Source organism: Stenotrophomonas sp. YJH_SMC_130 (assembly GCF_059369035.1).
The window spans coordinates 36,916-52,970 of sequence record NZ_JCAFSH010000004.1; the positions used below are offsets into that span (position 1 = coordinate 36,916).

Annotated in this window: 19 protein-coding genes; 8 read left to right on the forward strand and 11 right to left on the reverse strand. The window is 66.1% G+C overall.

The annotated features are described in order from the left end of the window. Positions 1 to 438 precede the first annotated feature (438 nt). Complete coding sequence (locus tag AC5P5V_RS08250; protein WP_134967908.1) at positions 439 to 795, forward strand: hypothetical protein; 357 nt, start codon at positions 439 to 441, stop codon at positions 793 to 795. Then, positions 796 to 1,266 (forward strand): hypothetical protein, encoded by a 471-nt coding sequence (locus tag AC5P5V_RS08255; protein ID WP_134967909.1) that lies wholly within the window; start codon positions 796 to 798, stop codon positions 1,264 to 1,266. A gap of 104 nt (positions 1,267 to 1,370) precedes the next feature. Here the strand turns inward: AC5P5V_RS08255 and AC5P5V_RS08260 are convergent, their stop codons facing one another. The 8 genes from AC5P5V_RS08260 to AC5P5V_RS08295 form a co-directional block, all read right to left on the reverse strand. After that, complete coding sequence (locus tag AC5P5V_RS08260; protein WP_134967910.1) at positions 1,371 to 1,997, reverse strand: nucleotidyltransferase family protein; 627 nt, start codon at positions 1,995 to 1,997, stop codon at positions 1,371 to 1,373. Beyond that, complete coding sequence (locus AC5P5V_RS08265; RefSeq protein ID WP_134967911.1) at positions 1,973 to 3,034, reverse strand: XdhC family protein; 1,062 nt, start codon at positions 3,032 to 3,034, stop codon at positions 1,973 to 1,975. Before AC5P5V_RS08265 ends, AC5P5V_RS08260 begins: the two co-directional genes overlap by 25 nt. 9 nt (positions 3,035 to 3,043) lie before the next feature. After that, positions 3,044 to 5,248 (reverse strand): aldehyde oxidoreductase molybdenum-binding subunit PaoC, encoded by a 2,205-nt coding sequence (paoC, locus tag AC5P5V_RS08270; RefSeq protein ID WP_134967912.1) that lies wholly within the window; start codon positions 5,246 to 5,248, stop codon positions 3,044 to 3,046. Beyond that, positions 5,248 to 6,198 carry an FAD binding domain-containing protein gene (locus AC5P5V_RS08275; RefSeq protein WP_134967913.1) on the reverse strand — a complete coding sequence of 317 codons (951 nt, stop codon included), beginning with the start codon at positions 6,196 to 6,198 and terminating at the stop codon, positions 5,248 to 5,250. The genes paoC and AC5P5V_RS08275 overlap by 1 nt, the downstream gene beginning before the upstream one ends. Then, complete coding sequence (paoA, locus tag AC5P5V_RS08280; protein ID WP_231352099.1) at positions 6,195 to 6,842, reverse strand: aldehyde dehydrogenase iron-sulfur subunit PaoA; 648 nt, start codon at positions 6,840 to 6,842, stop codon at positions 6,195 to 6,197. The genes AC5P5V_RS08275 and paoA overlap by 4 nt, the downstream gene beginning before the upstream one ends. Before the next feature lie 223 nt (positions 6,843 to 7,065). Next, positions 7,066 to 7,797 (reverse strand): hypothetical protein, encoded by a 732-nt coding sequence (locus tag AC5P5V_RS08285; RefSeq protein ID WP_134967915.1) that lies wholly within the window; start codon positions 7,795 to 7,797, stop codon positions 7,066 to 7,068. A gap of 78 nt (positions 7,798 to 7,875) precedes the next feature. After that, a complete protein-coding gene (locus tag AC5P5V_RS08290) occupies positions 7,876 to 8,352 on the reverse strand; it encodes a nuclear transport factor 2 family protein (RefSeq protein ID WP_021202431.1) in 477 nt (158 codons plus the stop codon). Between the two features lie 62 nt (positions 8,353 to 8,414). After that, complete coding sequence (locus tag AC5P5V_RS08295; RefSeq protein WP_231352100.1) at positions 8,415 to 8,984, reverse strand: TetR/AcrR family transcriptional regulator; 570 nt, start codon at positions 8,982 to 8,984, stop codon at positions 8,415 to 8,417. A 168-nt stretch (positions 8,985 to 9,152) separates the two neighbouring features. Here AC5P5V_RS08295 and AC5P5V_RS08300 point away from each other — a divergent pair, with 168 nt between their 5' ends. Together AC5P5V_RS08300 and AC5P5V_RS08305 are read left to right on the forward strand one after the other, a co-directional pair. Next, positions 9,153 to 10,106, forward strand: coding sequence for an alpha/beta fold hydrolase (locus AC5P5V_RS08300; RefSeq protein ID WP_061478248.1), 954 nt, complete (start codon positions 9,153 to 9,155; stop codon positions 10,104 to 10,106). 237 nt (positions 10,107 to 10,343) lie between these two features. Continuing rightward, positions 10,344 to 10,655: a hypothetical protein gene (locus AC5P5V_RS08305; RefSeq protein ID WP_061478249.1), complete on the forward strand. Its 312-nt coding sequence runs from the start codon at positions 10,344 to 10,346 to the stop codon at positions 10,653 to 10,655. Between the two features lie 43 nt (positions 10,656 to 10,698). Here the strand turns inward: AC5P5V_RS08305 and AC5P5V_RS08310 are convergent, their stop codons facing one another. Next, positions 10,699 to 10,998 (reverse strand): hypothetical protein, encoded by a 300-nt coding sequence (locus tag AC5P5V_RS08310; protein WP_061478250.1) that lies wholly within the window; start codon positions 10,996 to 10,998, stop codon positions 10,699 to 10,701. Next, the gene (locus tag AC5P5V_RS08315) at positions 10,986 to 11,201 is read right to left on the reverse strand and encodes a hypothetical protein (protein WP_019659700.1); all 216 of its coding nucleotides are present in this window, start codon (positions 11,199 to 11,201) and stop codon (positions 10,986 to 10,988) included. The genes AC5P5V_RS08310 and AC5P5V_RS08315 overlap by 13 nt, the downstream gene beginning before the upstream one ends. Before the next feature lie 346 nt (positions 11,202 to 11,547). Here AC5P5V_RS08315 and AC5P5V_RS08320 point away from each other — a divergent pair, with 346 nt between their 5' ends. Continuing rightward, the gene (locus AC5P5V_RS08320; RefSeq protein ID WP_231352101.1) at positions 11,548 to 11,796 is read left to right on the forward strand and encodes a hypothetical protein; all 249 of its coding nucleotides are present in this window, start codon (positions 11,548 to 11,550) and stop codon (positions 11,794 to 11,796) included. Here AC5P5V_RS08320 and AC5P5V_RS08325 read toward each other — a convergent pair. Next, positions 11,793 to 14,474 (reverse strand): excinuclease ABC subunit UvrA, encoded by a 2,682-nt coding sequence (locus AC5P5V_RS08325; protein ID WP_231352102.1) that lies wholly within the window; start codon positions 14,472 to 14,474, stop codon positions 11,793 to 11,795. The genes AC5P5V_RS08320 and AC5P5V_RS08325 overlap by 4 nt on opposite strands. Before the next feature lie 270 nt (positions 14,475 to 14,744). Between AC5P5V_RS08325 and AC5P5V_RS08330 the strand changes: the two genes are divergently transcribed. The 3 genes from AC5P5V_RS08330 to AC5P5V_RS08340 all read left to right on the forward strand — a co-directional run bounded on the left by AC5P5V_RS08330 (position 14,745) and on the right by AC5P5V_RS08340 (position 16,022). Continuing rightward, on the forward strand, positions 14,745 to 14,999 hold the full coding sequence (locus AC5P5V_RS08330; RefSeq protein ID WP_134967918.1) for a hypothetical protein: 255 nt from the start codon (positions 14,745 to 14,747) through the stop codon (positions 14,997 to 14,999). Further along, positions 14,996 to 15,412: a low affinity iron permease family protein gene (locus tag AC5P5V_RS08335; protein ID WP_134967919.1), complete on the forward strand. Its 417-nt coding sequence runs from the start codon at positions 14,996 to 14,998 to the stop codon at positions 15,410 to 15,412. The genes AC5P5V_RS08330 and AC5P5V_RS08335 overlap by 4 nt, the downstream gene beginning before the upstream one ends. 112 nt (positions 15,413 to 15,524) lie before the next feature. Continuing rightward, positions 15,525 to 16,022, forward strand: coding sequence for a YciE/YciF ferroxidase family protein (locus AC5P5V_RS08340; protein ID WP_134967920.1), 498 nt, complete (start codon positions 15,525 to 15,527; stop codon positions 16,020 to 16,022). Positions 16,023 to 16,055: the final 33 nt, after the last annotated feature.

The window sequence follows — 16,055 nt, forward strand, 5'->3', positions numbered from 1 at the left end:
AAATTGTCGCATCCGCCTCCCTTATGATCCCGGTGAGCGGATACCGACAGTCCGCGGACACCGATCGCCAACATCGCCGTTAGCCTTGCAGCGCAAAGATCCGGCCCCCCTGCGCCATATGCAACGATTCTGAAAATGTTGAAAGTGGTGTCGGCATCGGCCTTACTGCATTGGCATCGCGCACAACCGGGCGTATTCCTTTGCGTGCCACCGGAAACGGGTGGTCGGGGCTTCGAATCCCCGGTTCTACGCTGAAGTAAGCGCTTGCCAGTCGGCATCACTCCCTGGGTGATGCCGGCTGGCAACCGTCGGCCGACTATGGCGGGCGGTGCGTGGGGGCCTTGTGCCCGCCGGCTTAGCGTAGACCGGGTTTCGAACCACGCATCGTCCGCCACCTTTATCGGTGGCGGCTTCTGCCTGCACGCAAGGAGCCCAGCCATGACCCAGCCCCACTCACCTGCCCCGCACCCGATCCACGATGCGCCCGCCAACGGCCCCGCGTTGGACCCGAACACTCTCATCGCCCTGCTGCACAGCATCGGCGCCGGTGCCGCCTCCGATGGCCAGCCCTGGCCGGAACGCCACCAGATGCCGGGCCGGCGCATCGCACTGGCGGATACCGATTGCTCGCTCGCGGGCCTTCGGGTGGTGCTGGAGATCCTACTGGCCGCGCAACGTGCCCGCGAGAACGGCGAACTGGGACAGTGCGTCGGTCCGCGCGTGATGGAGGGGCTGATCATGGCTGGCATCGGCCTTACCGCACACGCCAGTACCCGACTGCATCCGGAGGGCTGAGTGGCGTGGTGCCGCTGGGCGGCCAACGCGCTCTGTCTTGTGGTGGTGGTTGGGGCACAGGCGCTGTGGCCGGCGCCGCCGGTGCCCTCGCCTGTCGCGTTCCAAAGCGTCAACGATGATCGATTCTCACAACTGCGCCGCCAAGCCGTGCAGTTCGTGGAGGCTGGGCCACGACAGGGCTTCCAGTTCGTTGAGCGGCATCGGGATGCCGCGTTCCAGGTTCATTGCCGAGGCATACCCGTGCTGTGGTTGGAGAGGCGCCCGCACCATCTGCTGTTGCAGGTCTCACTGGACGCAGAGCAGCGGGCGCCCGCGGTTCTGCAGCTTGGCGCGTTGCTTCAATGGCAGTTGGAGCCGTTGGATTACCTGGAGCAGGTGCTGGCTGACGTGCCGGAGCCTGTTCTGTTGGATCGGGTGCTGCAGATTCTTGCTGGTGATGTGCCTGACGGGGCGCGATGTGGCGTGCCGTAGTCGAGCATGGCTCGACTCTACAGGGCTGAGGGCAGCGAGGGTTCGAGCTCCAGTCCTTCCGCTCGTCACGTGCGCGACAGGCATTGGCCCTGTGATCATGCGGGTCACCTCCCGGCATCGATCCAGCCCGCATCGCGCGCATGCGCTAGATCTTCTGGCGTATCGATATCCAGGCCCAGTTCCGGCGCCTGTAGGACATGCACCATATCGACAGGAAGTTCCCGCAGGCGCGCTCCGAAGCCCCGGTCACCGGCTGCACCGACAGCGGTGAACCAGGCGCGCGGCACTACTGCAGGAATGCCAAGCGCGTCTCCATGACGGGTGCCAGCGCACCCTGACGCCGAGGCGCGGGCACCGGAAAGCAGCGCCTGCAGATGGGAGCGCTCGATCGCGGGCTGGTCGCATGCCACGACCATCACCACGGTCACCGTGGCCAGCAGGTGTGCGCCGGCAACCTGCAGGCTGCTCGCCAGGCCGCGTTCCCAGTGGTGGTTGGTTACCGGGGTGGCATCCAGCCCGGCAATGCTGGATGTCACGGCCTGTGCGTTCGCGCCCACCACGACCAGCACCTGCGCTGGCGCGAGCTCCCGCGCCAACCGCGCCACGCGATGTACCAGGGTCTCGCCCTGCCGGGTCAGAAGCTGCTTGGGCTGGCCAAGTCGGGTGCTCCCGCCGGCAGCCAGCACGACGACCGCATGCGCGTCAGTCACCTGCCGTGCGCGCTTCGCCATTGCTGCAGCTGCGCGGCGATGCTGAGCGAAATCGCCTCTGGCCCCCGGCCGCCGATATTCAGGCCGACAGGTGATCGAAGTCTCGGGGAAAGGCGGTGGCGCTGATCCGGTGTCAGCAGCTTGAACAGGTCCTCGCGCCTTCGCCGCGGACCCAGCAGCCCAATGAACGCGACTTTGGTATCAGCCAGGGCCGCCAGCGTCTCCCGGTCCAGTTCGAAATCGTGATGCATCACCAGTGCCGCGTCGCACGGGTCGCCATGGAGGGCCTCGGCCGGGCTGGTCTGAAGATGCGCATCGGCGTACTGCCCGGCTGGGGCCCAGCGCGCTCGCCGTTCGGCCACGCTGACCCGCCACCCCAGGCCGCGCAGCAACGGAACGAGGAAGGGCGTTTCGGGGCCGCCCCCCAACACCAGAGCCCGCGGAAGCCGGGGCAACGGCAAATGCCATGCGCCCTCGCCAAAGGACTGCGTACCGTCCATCGGGTGCAGCTGCCACGTCCGCTCGCGACAGCCCGCGCGGAAAACGATCTGCCCCGATGCGCGCAGCTCGCGCTGTAGTGGCACGCCCTCGCGGAGCCAGGCCTCGATGACGTCGTCGATGCCGGACATGGCACGCAATGGCAGGAGCGCAATCCGAAGCCGGCCGCGGCAGCCGAGCGCGGACCCGCTCAACAGGTCGTCGTCACTGCGGGTGTCGATCTCGATCCAGTCGACCCGCCCTGCCGCGCTCACCTGCTCCGCGCGTCGCGCGAGCTCCGGCTCCAGGCATCCGCCGCTCAGCCAGCCGACCTGGCTGCCGTTGCAGAACAGCACCATGTCGCCGGCACCGGCGTAGGTGGAGCCATCGATTTCCAGCACCAGCGCGAGCACGGCGTGCTCCCCCGCGCGCACGCGCGTCAAGGCCGTCTCGAGTACGCCGCGCGGGCTGCCTTCGGCGAGGAAGCCCGGCGCTGCGGACAGGTCCTCGGCAAGATCGCAGGGCTCCCCTCCGCCTGCGGCGGAGGCCTCCAGAGTGGGCGAGGCTGCGGGTCGGTCCATGCGCAAGGGTCAGCCCACGTCGGGCAAGCCGGGCAGCAGCTTGTCCAGGGTAATGGGATAGTTGCGCACGCGCACGCCGGTTGCGTTGTAGATCGCATTGGCGATCGCGGCGCCAACCCCGCAGATGCCCAGTTCGCCCACACCCTTGGCCTTCATCGGCGAGATCACCGGATCCAGCGTGTCGAGGAAGACCACCTCCTGATACGGGATGTCGGCGTGCACGGGAACCTCGTAGCCGGCCAGGTCGTGGTTGATGAACAAGCCAAGCCGTTTGTCGACCACCAGCTCCTCCATCAGGGTCGCGCCCGCACCCATCACCATCCCGCCGATGACCTGGCTGCGTGCGGACAGCGGATTGAGGATCCGGCCGCCATCGCATACGGCAAGCATGCGGCGAATGCGCGTCTCTCCCGTGTAGGCATGCACGGCAACCTCGCAGAAATGCCCTGCATAGGTGCCGACGTCGTAGCCTTGCTTGAAGTCGCCGAAGGCAATGCCGTCCTCCGCCGACAGTGTCCCCGCTTCCGCCAGCTTGATCGTCCGCCCGCCCGCCTGGATGCGGCCATTGGCGAAGTCTGCGGTGTCGCCGTCGAAGCCCAGTTTCTCGCCCACCTTACGGCGCAGGCTGACGCACGCCGCGTACACGCCCGCGGTGGAGCTTGCCGCGCCCCACTGGCCGCCGGAACCGGCGGAGGCAGGATGACGGGAGTCACCGAGGGTCACCTGGACCCGGTCCAGCGGCACGCCCATGGTCTCGGCTGCCGTCTGCGCGATGATCGTGTAGGAGCCGGTGCCGATGTCGGTCATGTCGGTCTCGACAATCACCCCGCCCTGGCCGTCAAGCCGGACCCGCGCCGCCGACTTCATCGTCGGTGCGCCGCGATAGCCCGCGGACACGCCCATGCCGATCAGCCAATGCCCTTCCCTGACCTGCGCCGGCCTGGCGTTGTGCTTGTTCCAGTTGAAGCGCTCCGCGCCTTCGCGCAGGCAGCGCACCAGGTTGCGGTCGGAGAACTTCTTGGACGGATCGCCGGGTACGACCTCGGGCTCGTTGAGGATGCGGAACGCGATCGGGTCCAGACCCAGCTTCTCGGCCATTTCGTCCATCGCCACTTCCAGCGCCATGTGGCCCGGTGCTTCGCCCGGTGCGCGCATCGCATTGCCTTCGGGCATGTCGAGCGTGGCGATGTAGTTGGCCACCAGGCGGTTGGCGCCCGCATAGAGCTTGGGCGTCTGCAGGGTGCCGTTCTCGCCGTCCTCGCCGTTGATGTTGCCCGACCAGTTCTCGTGGGCGATGGCGGAGATCCGGCCATCCTTTCCGCAGCCGATCCGCACGCGCTGGAGGGTGGCGTGCCGGTGCGTGGTGTTGTTGGGCATCAACGGGCGTTGCAGCGCGATCTTCACCGGCCGCCCGACCTGCTTGGCCGCCAACGCGGCCAGCACCGCGTCGGCACGGATGAACAGCTTGCCGCCGAAGCCGCCGCCGATATAGGGCGAGTCCACGCGCACCTTGGCAGGATCGATGCCGAGGATCGCCGCCATGCCCTGCCTGGCCCAGTCGATCATCTGGTTCGCCGTCCACAGCGTGAGCGTGTCGCCCTCCCAGGCGGCGATGGTGGCGTGCGGCTCCATCATCGAATGACTTTCGTCGGAGGTGTGATAAGTCTGGTCGAGTTTGACCGCGGCGCTCGCGTAGGCGGTGTCGAAATCGCCGAGCGTCTGCCGGTCGGGCTTGCCACCGCGCCCCTTTGCCAGCGGCGCGGACGGCGCCAGGGCGGGGAAATCGAAGCGCCCCCTGCCGCGCTCGTAGCGGGTGCGGATCAGCGCCGCGGCGGCGCGGGCCTGCTCGAAGGTCTCTGCCACCACGCAGGCGATGGCCTGGTGGTAGTGGGCTACTTCGGGCCCGCCGAACAGCGGTGCATTGTTCCAGTTCGATGTGCCGACCGGCTTGGTTTCCGGTGCGGTGATGACCGCCAGTACGCCGGGCGCGGCACGTGCGCGGGAGGCATCCATCGAAATGATGCGCCCCTTGCCGATGCCCGCACCGACGATGTAGCCGTAGGCCTGGTTCGGCGCCACGTCGTGGCGCTCGTAGGCATAGGGGGCGGTGCCGGTGGTCTTGCGTGGACCGTCGATGCGCGGCGTCGACTTGCCGACGACCTTGGCCTTGTCGAACAGGTTGTCGCCGGCGGGGGCGTTGAATTCAAGGGGCATCAGCGCTCTCCTTCCACCAGCACCGCTGCGAGGGTGCGCTCGGCGAGCGCGATCTTGAACGCGTTCTCCGGCGTCGGACGGGCACCGGAGAACACCTGCCGGGTCGCGGCCTTTACGCCGTCGCGCAGCAGGGGTTCGGCTGGCTCGACGCGCCACGGCTTCGGCGCAACCCCACCGAAGGCGAACCGCGCCGAGCCGTCTCGCTGCACGACCGCGGCGACCGACACCAGTGCGAACGCATACGACGCGCGGTCACGTACCTTGTGGTACACGTGCCGACCGCCCAGGGGCTCCGGCAGCGTGACGTGGGTGATCAGCTCACCGCGCTGCAGCACGTTGTCCTGCTGCGGCCTGTCGCCGGGGGAACGATGGAAATCGGCAATCGGGATGCTGCGCGTACTGCCGTCACCGCTGACGGTCTGGATCGAGGCGTCCAGCACCCGCAGGGCCACCGCCATGTCGCCCGGATAGGTCGCGATGCAGCTGTCCGAGGTGCCGATCACGCCCATCTGCCGGGAGAACCCCTCGAGTGCGCCGCAGCCGGATCCGGGCAGGCGCTTGTTGCAGGGCAGATTGGGGTCGTAGAAGTACGGGCAGCGCGTGCGCTGCAGCAGGTTGCCGCCGGTGGTGGCCTTATTGCGCAACTGCCCGGAGGCACCTGCCACGATCGCGCGGGTCAGCACCGCGTAGTCGCGGCGCACGCGCTCATGCGAGGCCAGCGCGGTATTGGTGACCAGCGTGCCGATGCGCAGGCCGCCCTCGTCGGTGGGTTCAATCCTGTCCAGGCCGATGTCCTGCACATCGACCAGATGCGCTGGCGTCTCGACCTCCAGCTTCATCAGGTCGAGCAGGTTGGTCCCTCCGGCCAGGAACTTCGCGCCCTCGGTACCGGCGACGGCCTTGGCGGCCTCGGCCGGGGATTTCGCGCGTTCGTAACTGAAGGCCCTCATGCGCGCCTCCCTGCAGAGGTCACGCCAGCGACCTCTGCCATCGCCTCGGCAATGTTGGAATAGGCGCCGCAGCGGCAGAGGTTGCCGCTCATGCGTTCGCGCATTTCCATGTTGGTGGCCCGGGGCCGTGCGCTGACATCCGCCTGCACATGGCTGGGGACACCCCGCTTGATCTCGTCCAGTACCGCCACCGCCGAGCAGATCTGCCCCGGCGTGCAATACCCGCACTGGTAGCCGTCATGCTTGATGAAGGCGGCCTGCATCGGATGCAGGTCATCGGGGGTTCCGAGGCCTTCGATGGTGGTGATGGCATCGCCCTGGTGCTGCACCGCCAGGCTGAGGCAGGCATTGATGCGCTCACCGTTGACCAGCACGGTACAGGCACCGCATTGACCGTGGTCGCAGCCCTTCTTGGTGCCGGTCAGCTTCAGATGTTCGCGCAGGGCATCGAGCAGCGTGGTCCGGGTGTCGAGCTCAAGCTCCCGCCGCTCGCCGTTGACGATCAAGGCCACCGTGCCGATGACCGGGGGCCTGGGCGGCGTGGGCGCCGCCAGTTCGGCGGCGAGCGATGATGCCCCCGGTGCGGCGGACATCGCCACGGTCGTGACGCCACCGGCGATCACTTGGCGACGCGTCAACTTCATTCCTTCATCACAACTTGGCACAGTGACCTCCTGGCGTTCGGGGAACCCCCGTGGCTGGATGGACGCGCTCACACTACCCAAAGGCCACTATGCCCATCTGCGGGGTACAGATCTGTGAAGTCGGCGAAATATACGACCCTACCAACTTGGGCCATGCGTATGCCTCACTGGATGGCTCACAATCCTGTTTGTCCCTCAACATGAAGAACACGATAGGCCGACGCTACAAGGGCGTTGACTGGGAGGGCTCGGGCTCGTGGATGGAGCCCTCCAACAAGGCAACGTAGGTATCGAGCCTGGTGCGAAGGCCGATCAGCATCCAGCCCAGCACGTACAGCAGCACCATGGCGAAGATGAGCAGTGCGCCTAGCAGGCCAACATCGAAAGCGCCCGCCCAGTCACCCCATTTCCATCCACGGAACTGCAGGTAGAGGGCAATCAACAGCGGGAATGGTCCCAGCCGCTGCAGGCCGCCATACATCATGCCCATGCGCTCAATCATGTTTGTGCGCAAGGTGCTGACGAACTTGAGTCGCCGCTCGCGCTGGACGCGCGGGAATCCGCGAAGCTCGGTCACCACCGCTTGCCAGTGAGCGAAGTCTTCATCCATCTCCCGGGCGTGGGAGAGCCGCGGCTGGCTGAACTGGCGAATGCCCCTGCGGGCGGCCAGGACGCCACCGACAATGAACCCTCCGATTTCGATTGCCAGGCAGGCAACCACCACCTGGAGCACTGCGCCAACAGGCAGCCATCGATCCGGAAGCTGACCAATGAGAATGCCGATGATCGCCGCACCCATGCCGATGCGGAACGCCCACGTCTCCACCCTTCCCGCCTTGGGGTAGATGCTGTGCTCAACCAGCCCCTGCACCCGCTGGTAGAGCCAGTGGAACGTGAGTTCCTGGGAATCGGTCTTCGCGGGCGGAACGAATCCGCCCCGTGCCTGCATGTCCATTGCGCCCCCTGCCCGCCGGCGCGGATGCCGGCCGCCCCATCGTACCTGAGCGCGCTTCAGGTGGCGCCTCAGCGGGAATCACATACCCAGCTCCGACAACCCCGGGTGATCATCCGGGCGACGGCCCAGCGGCCAATGGAACTTGCGGTCGCTCTCCTTGATCGGCATGTCGTTGATACACGAAAAGCGGCGCTGCATCAGGCCATCCTCTCCGAATTCCCAGTTTTCGTTGCCATAGGAACGGAACCAGTTGCCGGAGTCGTCGTGCCATTCGTACGCGTAGCGGACCGCAATGCGGTTTTCGGTAAAGGCCCAGAGCTCCTTGATCAGGCGGTACTCGAGTTCCTTGTTCCATTTGCGTGCCAGGAACTGCCGGGCTTCCTCCCGGCCGTTGGTGAACTCGGCACGGTTGCGCCACTGGGTGTCGAGCGAATAGGCAAGCGACACCTTGTCGGCATCGCGGGAATTCCAGCCATCCTCGGCAAGACGCACCTTCTGGGTGGCGGATTCGAGGGTGAACGGAGGAAGCGGCGGACGGGGTTGTTCTGCGGACACGGGGAGACCTCCAATCGAAATGGATACACGGATTGCTTCAAAGGATCTGGCGTACCCAGGCGCTAAAGCTTGGCCTGTTCCAACAACAGCTTCGCGACATCCTTCGCGGTGTCTGCGGCGTCGAAATCACCCATCACGCGCGACAGGGTGATGGCGCCTTCCATCAGGATCAGCAACTGACGGGCCAGATCCGCCGGCTGCTCCACATCCAGTTGTTCGGTAAGTTCCAGCGTGTAATCGAGCAGCTTCTGCTTGTGATCACGCGCGATCTGCCGGATGGGATCAGCCGGGTCGCCGACCTCGCCCGCGGTATTGATGAACGCACAACCGCGATAGCCCTCGGACTGGAACCACCCCTTGAGCACGGTGAACATGCCGAGAATGCGTGCTTCCGGGGTGTCCGCTTTATCGCATTCGTTCCGGAACCAGGCCAACCAGCGCACGTCGCGCGCCTTCAACGCGGCGGCGGCCACGTCGTCCTTGTTCTCGAAGTGGCGGTAGATGCTCTTCCGCGCCACGCCCGAGGTCTTCACCAGCAGGTCCATGCCGGTGGCGTGGATCCCGTTCTGGTAGATCAGCGCCTCGGCCGTGGCCAGGATCTTCTGTTGGGTGTCGGTGGTGAGCTTGCTCATGGCTGCAAAGTAGAACGCTCGTTCTACCCTGTCAACGGGCGATCGCGATCGATTCGTACGCGCACATCCGTGCAAGACGATCTATCAAGAAATCAGGACAGTTCATCACCCGGACGCCTGATTGCAGGCGCAAAGTACGTCTCACCACCCACCCATGAGAGTTCCCGCATGAACACCTTCGCCCGTACCCTGGCCGTTGCCGCCCTCGCCCTCTCGGTCCAGGCCGGCCTGTCCGCGCAGGCCGCCGAACCGCCCAGGCCGGCGGCAGTCACCAGCATCGCGCGCACCGCCAGCTACATCACCACCGCCGATGGCGTGCAGCTGTACTACAAGGACTGGGGCCCGAAGAACGGCCCGGTCGTGACCTTCAGCCACGGCTGGCCGTTGAACTCGGATAGCTGGGAGTCGCAGATGATCTTCCTGGCCAACCACGGCTACCGCGTCATTGCCCATGACCGTCGCGGCCACGGCCGCTCCAGCCAGCCGTGGGACGGCAACGATATGGATCATTACGCCGATGACCTGGCCACGGTGATCAATACGCTGGATCTGCACGATGTGACCCTGGTGGGCTTCTCCACCGGCGGTGGTGAAGTGGCGCGCTACATCGGCCGGCATGGCACCGGGCGGGTGAAGAAGGCGGTGCTGATCAGCTCGGTACCGCCGTTCATGCTGAAGACCGCCGACAACCCGAACGGCCTGCCGATCGAAGTGTTCGACGGCATCCGGAAGGCACAGATGGAGAACCGCGCGCAGCTGTACAAGGACATTCCGTCGGGCCCGTTCTATGGCTTCAACCGCCCGGGCGCGAAGGTGTCGCAGGGGCTGATCGATGCGTGGTGGGCGCAGGGCATGCAGGGCGGCCACAAGAACACCTACGATTCGATCGCCGCGTTCTCGGCCACCGATTTCCGCGCAGACCTGAAGAAATTCGATGTGCCCACCCTGGTCATCCACGGTGACGACGACCAGATCGTGCCGATCGACATCTCAGGCCGCCAATCGGCGAAGCTGATCAAGGGCGCAAAGCTGATTGTCTACCCGGGTGCGCCGCACGGCCTGACCGACACCCACAAGGACAAGGTCAACCAGGACCTGCTGGCGTTCCTGCAGGAAAAGTGAGTGTACGGGGCTCCGTCGTGATGGCGGAGCCCTTCCTGCCCAGAGGCAGGGCCGGCACCGGACGAGCGCCGGCTGCCACGTCAGTGCACGATTGCGGCCGTGGGATTTCAGGCCAATCATGGAGCGCGGTGTGCACCTTGATGAAGGGTTAACCTCCAACAAGGCACACTGCGTTCTCACGGCTCTTCTCCGGCGCAGAATCCTTTGCTCCCGTGTCCAGCCCCAGACGACACGGCCATGCATCCTCCCAATGCCTTCCGGATCCACGCGATCCAGCCCCTTCTTGCGCGCAATGGCGCCATCGTTCGCCTCGATCAGTTGCGATCGACCTGCAAGAGCTGCGGCTTGCGCTCATCAATGACTCAGGACGAGGGCCTCAAGACGAGTCCGTTGGGCACGACGCTCACGTGCCCCGCGTGCGGTGCCACGGGGCTGATGGACGAGGTGGAGATATGGCACCACTGGCTCGAACAGTGTCGGCGGGAACGGATGCTGGCGCTCTTCGATCCCGCACCTGACGAACCACTGGAGCCTGATGGCCCCGAATGAGAGCGACGCATGGACTGTCCGGCCGGCGCCTCAGCGCCGCGCCTCAACCGTCGCCGGGGTGACGCCCTGCCAGGCTACCCATCGTGAAGGCGTAGCCCGCCTCCTCCAGCAGCGCTCTCATGCGCAGCTCCACACGCCGGGGGGAAAGCAGGCTGTTGGGTGCGTACAGGGCATAGACGTAGCCTGCGCCGTCGATGATCTCGCGGCGCACGGCGCACTCATTGGATTCGGCAGCCTCGGACCAGACGGACATCAACCTGGCGGGACTGATGGATTGGCCGTTGCGAAGACGGAAGAACAGCCACCGCACTCCCAGGGAACGCACCGGATTCAACCTAGCCATTGCGAACCCCCGATGCGCCGGAAAAGGTCCCTCAGGACCTCTGGATCCAAGCGTGGATGCTCGTCTTTCGAAGAGCGCGGAAGGTCGATGCGTGCGGCGCCGTTCACCAGCGCGGGCAGATCGGACTGAAGGTCGATCCACCACCCCGCGGGCAGCCGGAGCCCCGTGCCCGTTCTATCGTAGATGCAGATCGGAAAAGTCATCGCGTTGCTCCTGGATGACCCGAGCATACGCCTGCGCGATGTCAGGTCCGGATGCGACGCCTAGGAAGATGCCGCATCGGCGCGCTTTGCGCATTCGAATACGTGTGCTTCGTCCTGCTGGACCCTGCGGAACGACTCCAGCCAGCCGAACGCTGCGCCACGATTGCTCCGTCGCAGCAAGTGTGCTGCCGATTGACTGTGGGCCTGTTGCCGTTACGGGAACGTGCCGGCAAGCGCGTTGTATGAACGGTTGTGATGAACAGGCTCCCGGCAGCAAGCGTGTACAGTGAGGTTTCGAACAGGGGTAGGCGCCGTGAGCCGCGGAAGAAGCAGGCACGTTGTCGATGTGGAGCGCGAGCTGGCCCACTGGGAAACCGCGTTCAACCTGGGCGCGTTGCCCGCGGTGAGTTTCCGGCACGAAGTGGCGCCGGTCATCCGGCTTGCCTGCGACATCTATGTGAGAGATCTGCACGGTACCCGGTCAGCCTGGATGGACGATCTGCAGTGCCGCCTTGCGAAACGATCAAGCCTGCGCGGCCACCCTGGCGCGGCAGAGATTGCCGATCGTTGCTGGACGCTGCTGTCCTGCGGCTAGGCGCCGCCTGCCGGATGATTCCGCTCGCGCACACCCTGCCCCAGCTCGGATGCCAGGAACGGTGCCGTCCTGCTGCCCTTGGCGCGGGCCACCTGATGCGGTGCCCCCGCCGCCACGATGGTGCCGCCCGCGCCGCCAGCGCCCGGGCCGACGTCGATCACCCAGTCGGCCTGCGCGACAGAACGCATGTCGTGCTCGATCATCACTACCGTGTTGCCTGCGTCCACCAGCCGCTGAAGCTGCATCAGCAGCCTGTCCGCGTCTGCTGCATGCAGGCCGGTGGTGGGTTCGTCCAGCACGTACAGCGTGCGCCCACGCTGGCTGCGCTGCAGCTCTGTAGCCAGTTTGATGCGTTGCGCCTCGCCACCTGAAAGTTCCGTGGCTGGCTGGCCCAGCCGCAGGTAACCCAGGCCGATCTCCTGCAGCAGCTGCAGCGGGCGGGCGATGGCTTCTTCTTCGGCGAAGAACGCATGGGCCTGGTCCACCGTCATCTGCAGGACCTCGGCAATGTTGCGGCCGTTCCACTGCACCCTCAGCGTGGCTTCGTTGTAGCGGGCGCCGTGGCAGGTGGGGCATGGTGCATAGACGCTGGGCATGAACAGCAGTTCGACGCTGACGAAACCCTCGCCTTCGCAGGTCTCGCATCGCCCCTTGGCCACGTTGAACGAAAAGCGGCCCGCATCGAATCGGCGGCGGCGCGCGTCGGGTGTCGCGGCGAACAGCTTGCGCACGTGGTCGAACAGGCCCGTGTAGGTAGCCAGGTTGGAGCGTGGCGTGCGGCCGATGGGCTTCTGGTCCACCTGCACCACGCGCTGGATCGCGTCCACGTCGCCGGCCAGCTGGCCCCGAGTGGCTTCGATCAAGCTGGGTCCATCCGTGGGCGCGCTGTCGGTGCTGTCATCTACCGTCTCGTGCCCCAGGTGCAGCAGCATCAGCTCGGGCAGCGCCTGCGCCATCAGGCTGGATTTGCCCGATCCGGAAATGCCGGTCACTGCGGTCAGCAGCCCCAGCGGCACCTGCGCATCCACACCGTGCAGGTTGTGGCGATGGATGCCTTGCAGCACCAGCCAGCTGTTGGCACTGCGCTGCCGGCTGACCGGCGCGGGCACCTGGTCGAACAGGTACTGCGCCGTGCGCGAATCCTGAACGTTGCGCAGGCCATCGGGCTCGCCACTGTAGAGAACGCGTCCGCCATGCTCCCCTGCCTGCGGGCCCACATCGACCAGCCACTGCGCGCGGCGCATCAGCTCCAGATCATGTTCAACAACGAACACCGAGTTACCGCCGTCGCGCAGGCGTTCCAGCGCCTCGTACAGCGCCTGGCTGTCGGCCGGATGCAGGCCGGCCGACGGTTCGTCGAGCACGTACAGCACACCGAACAGCAGCGAGCTGAGCTGCGTGGCCAGGCGCAGGCGCTGCAGTTCGCCGGCCGACAGCGTGGGCGTGGCGCGATCCAGCGAGAGATAGCCAAGGCCGAGCTCGCGAAGTTGCCGTACCCGCGCCATGACCCCGCCCGCCAGCCGTTGCGCCGCCAGGCGCTTTTCCTCAGACAAGGCTGAGGTCAGGCGCACGTCGGGTGCGCCGGCGTGGGTCGCGCGGCCGGTTGCTGCCCGCTTGGCGCGATCGCGGGGCGTTGCACGCCTGCTGGTACGCGCGCCGTGGCTGTGTGCACTGAAGTCGCCCTGCGCGATGGGCTCGAGCAACGTCGCCAGCTGGTCCAGCGGCAGCCGCAGGAACTCGCCGATGTCCACGCCGGCGAAGGTGACTGAAAGCGCTTCCGGCTTCAGGCGCTTCCCGTGGCATGCGGGGCACAGCCGGCCCTCCATGTAGCGGGAAACACGCTTGCGCATCAGCGCGCTCTGGGTGTTGGCAAAGGTGTGCAGCACGTAGCGGCGTGCGCCGGTGTACGTGCCCATGTAGCTGGGCTCGAGCTTGCGCTTGAGCGCGGCGCGGGTCTCGGCGGGCGTGAACCCGGCATAGACCGGCACGGTCGGGGTTTCCTCGGTGAACAGGATCCAGTCCCGGTCCTTCTTCGGCAGCTTCTTCCACGGCACATCGATGTCGTAGCCCAGCGTGACCAGGATGTCGCGCAGGTTCTGGCCATGCCAGGCCGGTGGCCAGGAGGCGATGGCGCGCTCGCGGATGCTCAGCGATGGGTCCGGCACCATCAGCGCTTCGGTCACCTCATAGACGTGCCCCAGGCCGTGGCAGGTGCTGCAGGCACCCTGTGGGGTGTTGGGCGAGAAGTCTTCGGCGTACAGCATGGGCTGGTGGGCCGGGTAGGCCCCCGCCCGCGAGTACATCATGCGCACCAGGCTGGACAGCGTGGTCACGCTGCCCACCGACGAGCGCGCATTGCTCGCGCCGCGCTGCTGCTGCAAGGCCACCGCCGGCGGCAGGCCGTCGATGGCATCCACGTCGGGCACGCCGGCCTGGTCGATCAGGCGACGCGCGTACGGCGCGACGGATTCGAAGTAGCGCCGCTGCGCCTCGGCGAAGACCGTGCCGAAGGCCAACGAGGACTTACCGGATCCCGACACGCCGGAGAAAACCACCAGTGCATTGCGTGGAATGGAGACATCGACATTCTTCAGGTTGTGCTCGCGCGCACCGCGGACCTCGATGCAGCCGCTGGCTGCGGCAACACATGACGATTCGCCAAAGGGGGTGTTGGACATCTCAGCATTCCTGCATTCGGTGGGCGGATCGCGCATGGTGCGCCCGGTAGGCCATTCTCGCTGTTGCGGGGTGAATGGCGTGAGGGGGTGCGCAACCACGTGCCGCATCAGAACGCCATGGCCGACGCAGACCGCGCCGCCACGCTGATTGTTAACGCGCGTTGCCTGAGGATTGACGCCACGTTGCCCCGCCCTTGATGGGGCCGCTCACAACGCATTCCTATGCTGGCCCCGCCACCTGCGAGGTGGTGATCAACCTGGAGATGCACCATGCAACGCGACCAGAAAGACCTTCCCCATCCGGACACGGAGGCGCAGCGCCCCGATCCTGTCAGTCCGCTGCAGGCTAAGCTGCACAACCACCGCAATCATGACGAAGCGCTGCAGGAAACCTTCCCCGCCAGTGATCCGATCTCCCCCTTCGTCGCTGCGCCAACGCCGGACGAGCAGGACAAGCGCCTGGGTGAGCGGGTCAGGCTGCCAGATCGCCGCACGGATGAGGAGGCCGCGGGAGGTGACGCGTGATGCGGCACCGCTTCGCCCGTGTCGCGGCCGCGACGGCGCGATTGTCCGGCAGCCTGGGGGCATTCGTCGCGGCGCTGGGTGTGATCATCACCTGGGCTGCCAGCGGGCCGGCCTTCCACTTCAATGACACGTGGCAGCTGGTGGTGAATACGGGAACAACCATCGTGATCTTCCTGATGGTGTTCCTGATCCAGCACACGCAGAACGCCGATACGGCCGCGTTGCACATCAAGCTGGATGAACTGATCCGGGTCAGCATGGACGCCAACCAGGAGCTGTTGAACCTGGAGTCGATGGAGCCGGCGCATCTTGAGGACATTCGCCAGCGCTACGAGGCACTGGCGAAGACCGCTGCAGACATCAAGTCCAGGAAGGAGCGCTGCATGCCGTGTGGTTCGGGCGCACTCTCGTAAAGACCGTGCGCAGTAATCCTGCGGGCGCTCACATGCCGCCTTCACCTGGCCCCTGCCCGATCGCAACCGGGCAGGACCTACGCTGAGCACTCCACTCACTGCGGAGCCCAGTATGGCTATCAAGACGGCGGAAGACCTGTTCATCCATGAACTCTCGGATATCTACAGTGCCGAGAAGCAGCTGACCAAGGCCCTCCCGCGCCTGGCCCGTGCGGCCGAGAACCCGGACTTGGCCGCAGCGTTCGAAACGCACCTGGAAGAAACCCAGGGCCAGATCGAGCGCATCGACCAGGTGGTGGAGATCCTGGGCATTCGCCTGAAGCGCATCAAATGTGCGGCGATGGAGGGCCTGGTGGAAGAAGGCAAGGAAGTGATCGACAGCATCGACAAGGGACCGGTGCGGGATGCGGCCCTGATTGGCGGCGCGCAGAAGGTCGAGCACTACGAGATTGCGTCCTACGGCACCATCGCCGCGCTGGCCAAGCAGCTGGGCTACAAGGACGCCCTGCCGCTGCTGCTGGAGACGCTGGAGGAAGAAAAGGCCACCGACGAGAAGCTGACCCTGCTGGCCAAGGGCGGCGGCAACGCCAAGGCTGCACAGGCCGCCTGATCGGCGCGCCGCGGAATACGGCTGCCACGGACG

Coding starts and splice junctions, on each gene's coding strand:
- AC5P5V_RS08250 (WP_134967908.1), top strand. CDS start 439: ATGACCCAGCCCCACTCACCTGCCCCGCACCCGATCCACGATGCGCCC.
- AC5P5V_RS08260 (WP_134967910.1), bottom strand. CDS start 1,997: ATGGCGAAGCGCGCACGGCAGGTGACTGACGCGCATGCGGTCGTCGTG.
- AC5P5V_RS08265 (WP_134967911.1), bottom strand. CDS start 3,034: ATGGACCGACCCGCAGCCTCGCCCACTCTGGAGGCCTCCGCCGCAGGC.
- paoC (WP_134967912.1), bottom strand. CDS start 5,248: ATGCCCCTTGAATTCAACGCCCCCGCCGGCGACAACCTGTTCGACAAG.
- AC5P5V_RS08275 (WP_134967913.1), bottom strand. CDS start 6,198: ATGAGGGCCTTCAGTTACGAACGCGCGAAATCCCCGGCCGAGGCCGCC.
- paoA (WP_231352099.1), bottom strand. CDS start 6,842: ATGAAGTTGACGCGTCGCCAAGTGATCGCCGGTGGCGTCACGACCGTG.
- AC5P5V_RS08285 (WP_134967915.1), bottom strand. CDS start 7,797: ATGGACATGCAGGCACGGGGCGGATTCGTTCCGCCCGCGAAGACCGAT.
- AC5P5V_RS08295 (WP_231352100.1), bottom strand. CDS start 8,984: ATGAGCAAGCTCACCACCGACACCCAACAGAAGATCCTGGCCACGGCC.
- AC5P5V_RS08300 (WP_061478248.1), top strand. CDS start 9,153: ATGAACACCTTCGCCCGTACCCTGGCCGTTGCCGCCCTCGCCCTCTCG.
- AC5P5V_RS08305 (WP_061478249.1), top strand. CDS start 10,344: ATGCATCCTCCCAATGCCTTCCGGATCCACGCGATCCAGCCCCTTCTT.
- AC5P5V_RS08310 (WP_061478250.1), bottom strand. CDS start 10,998: ATGGCTAGGTTGAATCCGGTGCGTTCCCTGGGAGTGCGGTGGCTGTTC.
- AC5P5V_RS08315 (WP_019659700.1), bottom strand. CDS start 11,201: ATGACTTTTCCGATCTGCATCTACGATAGAACGGGCACGGGGCTCCGG.
- AC5P5V_RS08325 (WP_231352102.1), bottom strand. CDS start 14,474: ATGTCCAACACCCCCTTTGGCGAATCGTCATGTGTTGCCGCAGCCAGC.
- AC5P5V_RS08330 (WP_134967918.1), top strand. CDS start 14,745: ATGCAACGCGACCAGAAAGACCTTCCCCATCCGGACACGGAGGCGCAG.
- AC5P5V_RS08340 (WP_134967920.1), top strand. CDS start 15,525: ATGGCTATCAAGACGGCGGAAGACCTGTTCATCCATGAACTCTCGGAT.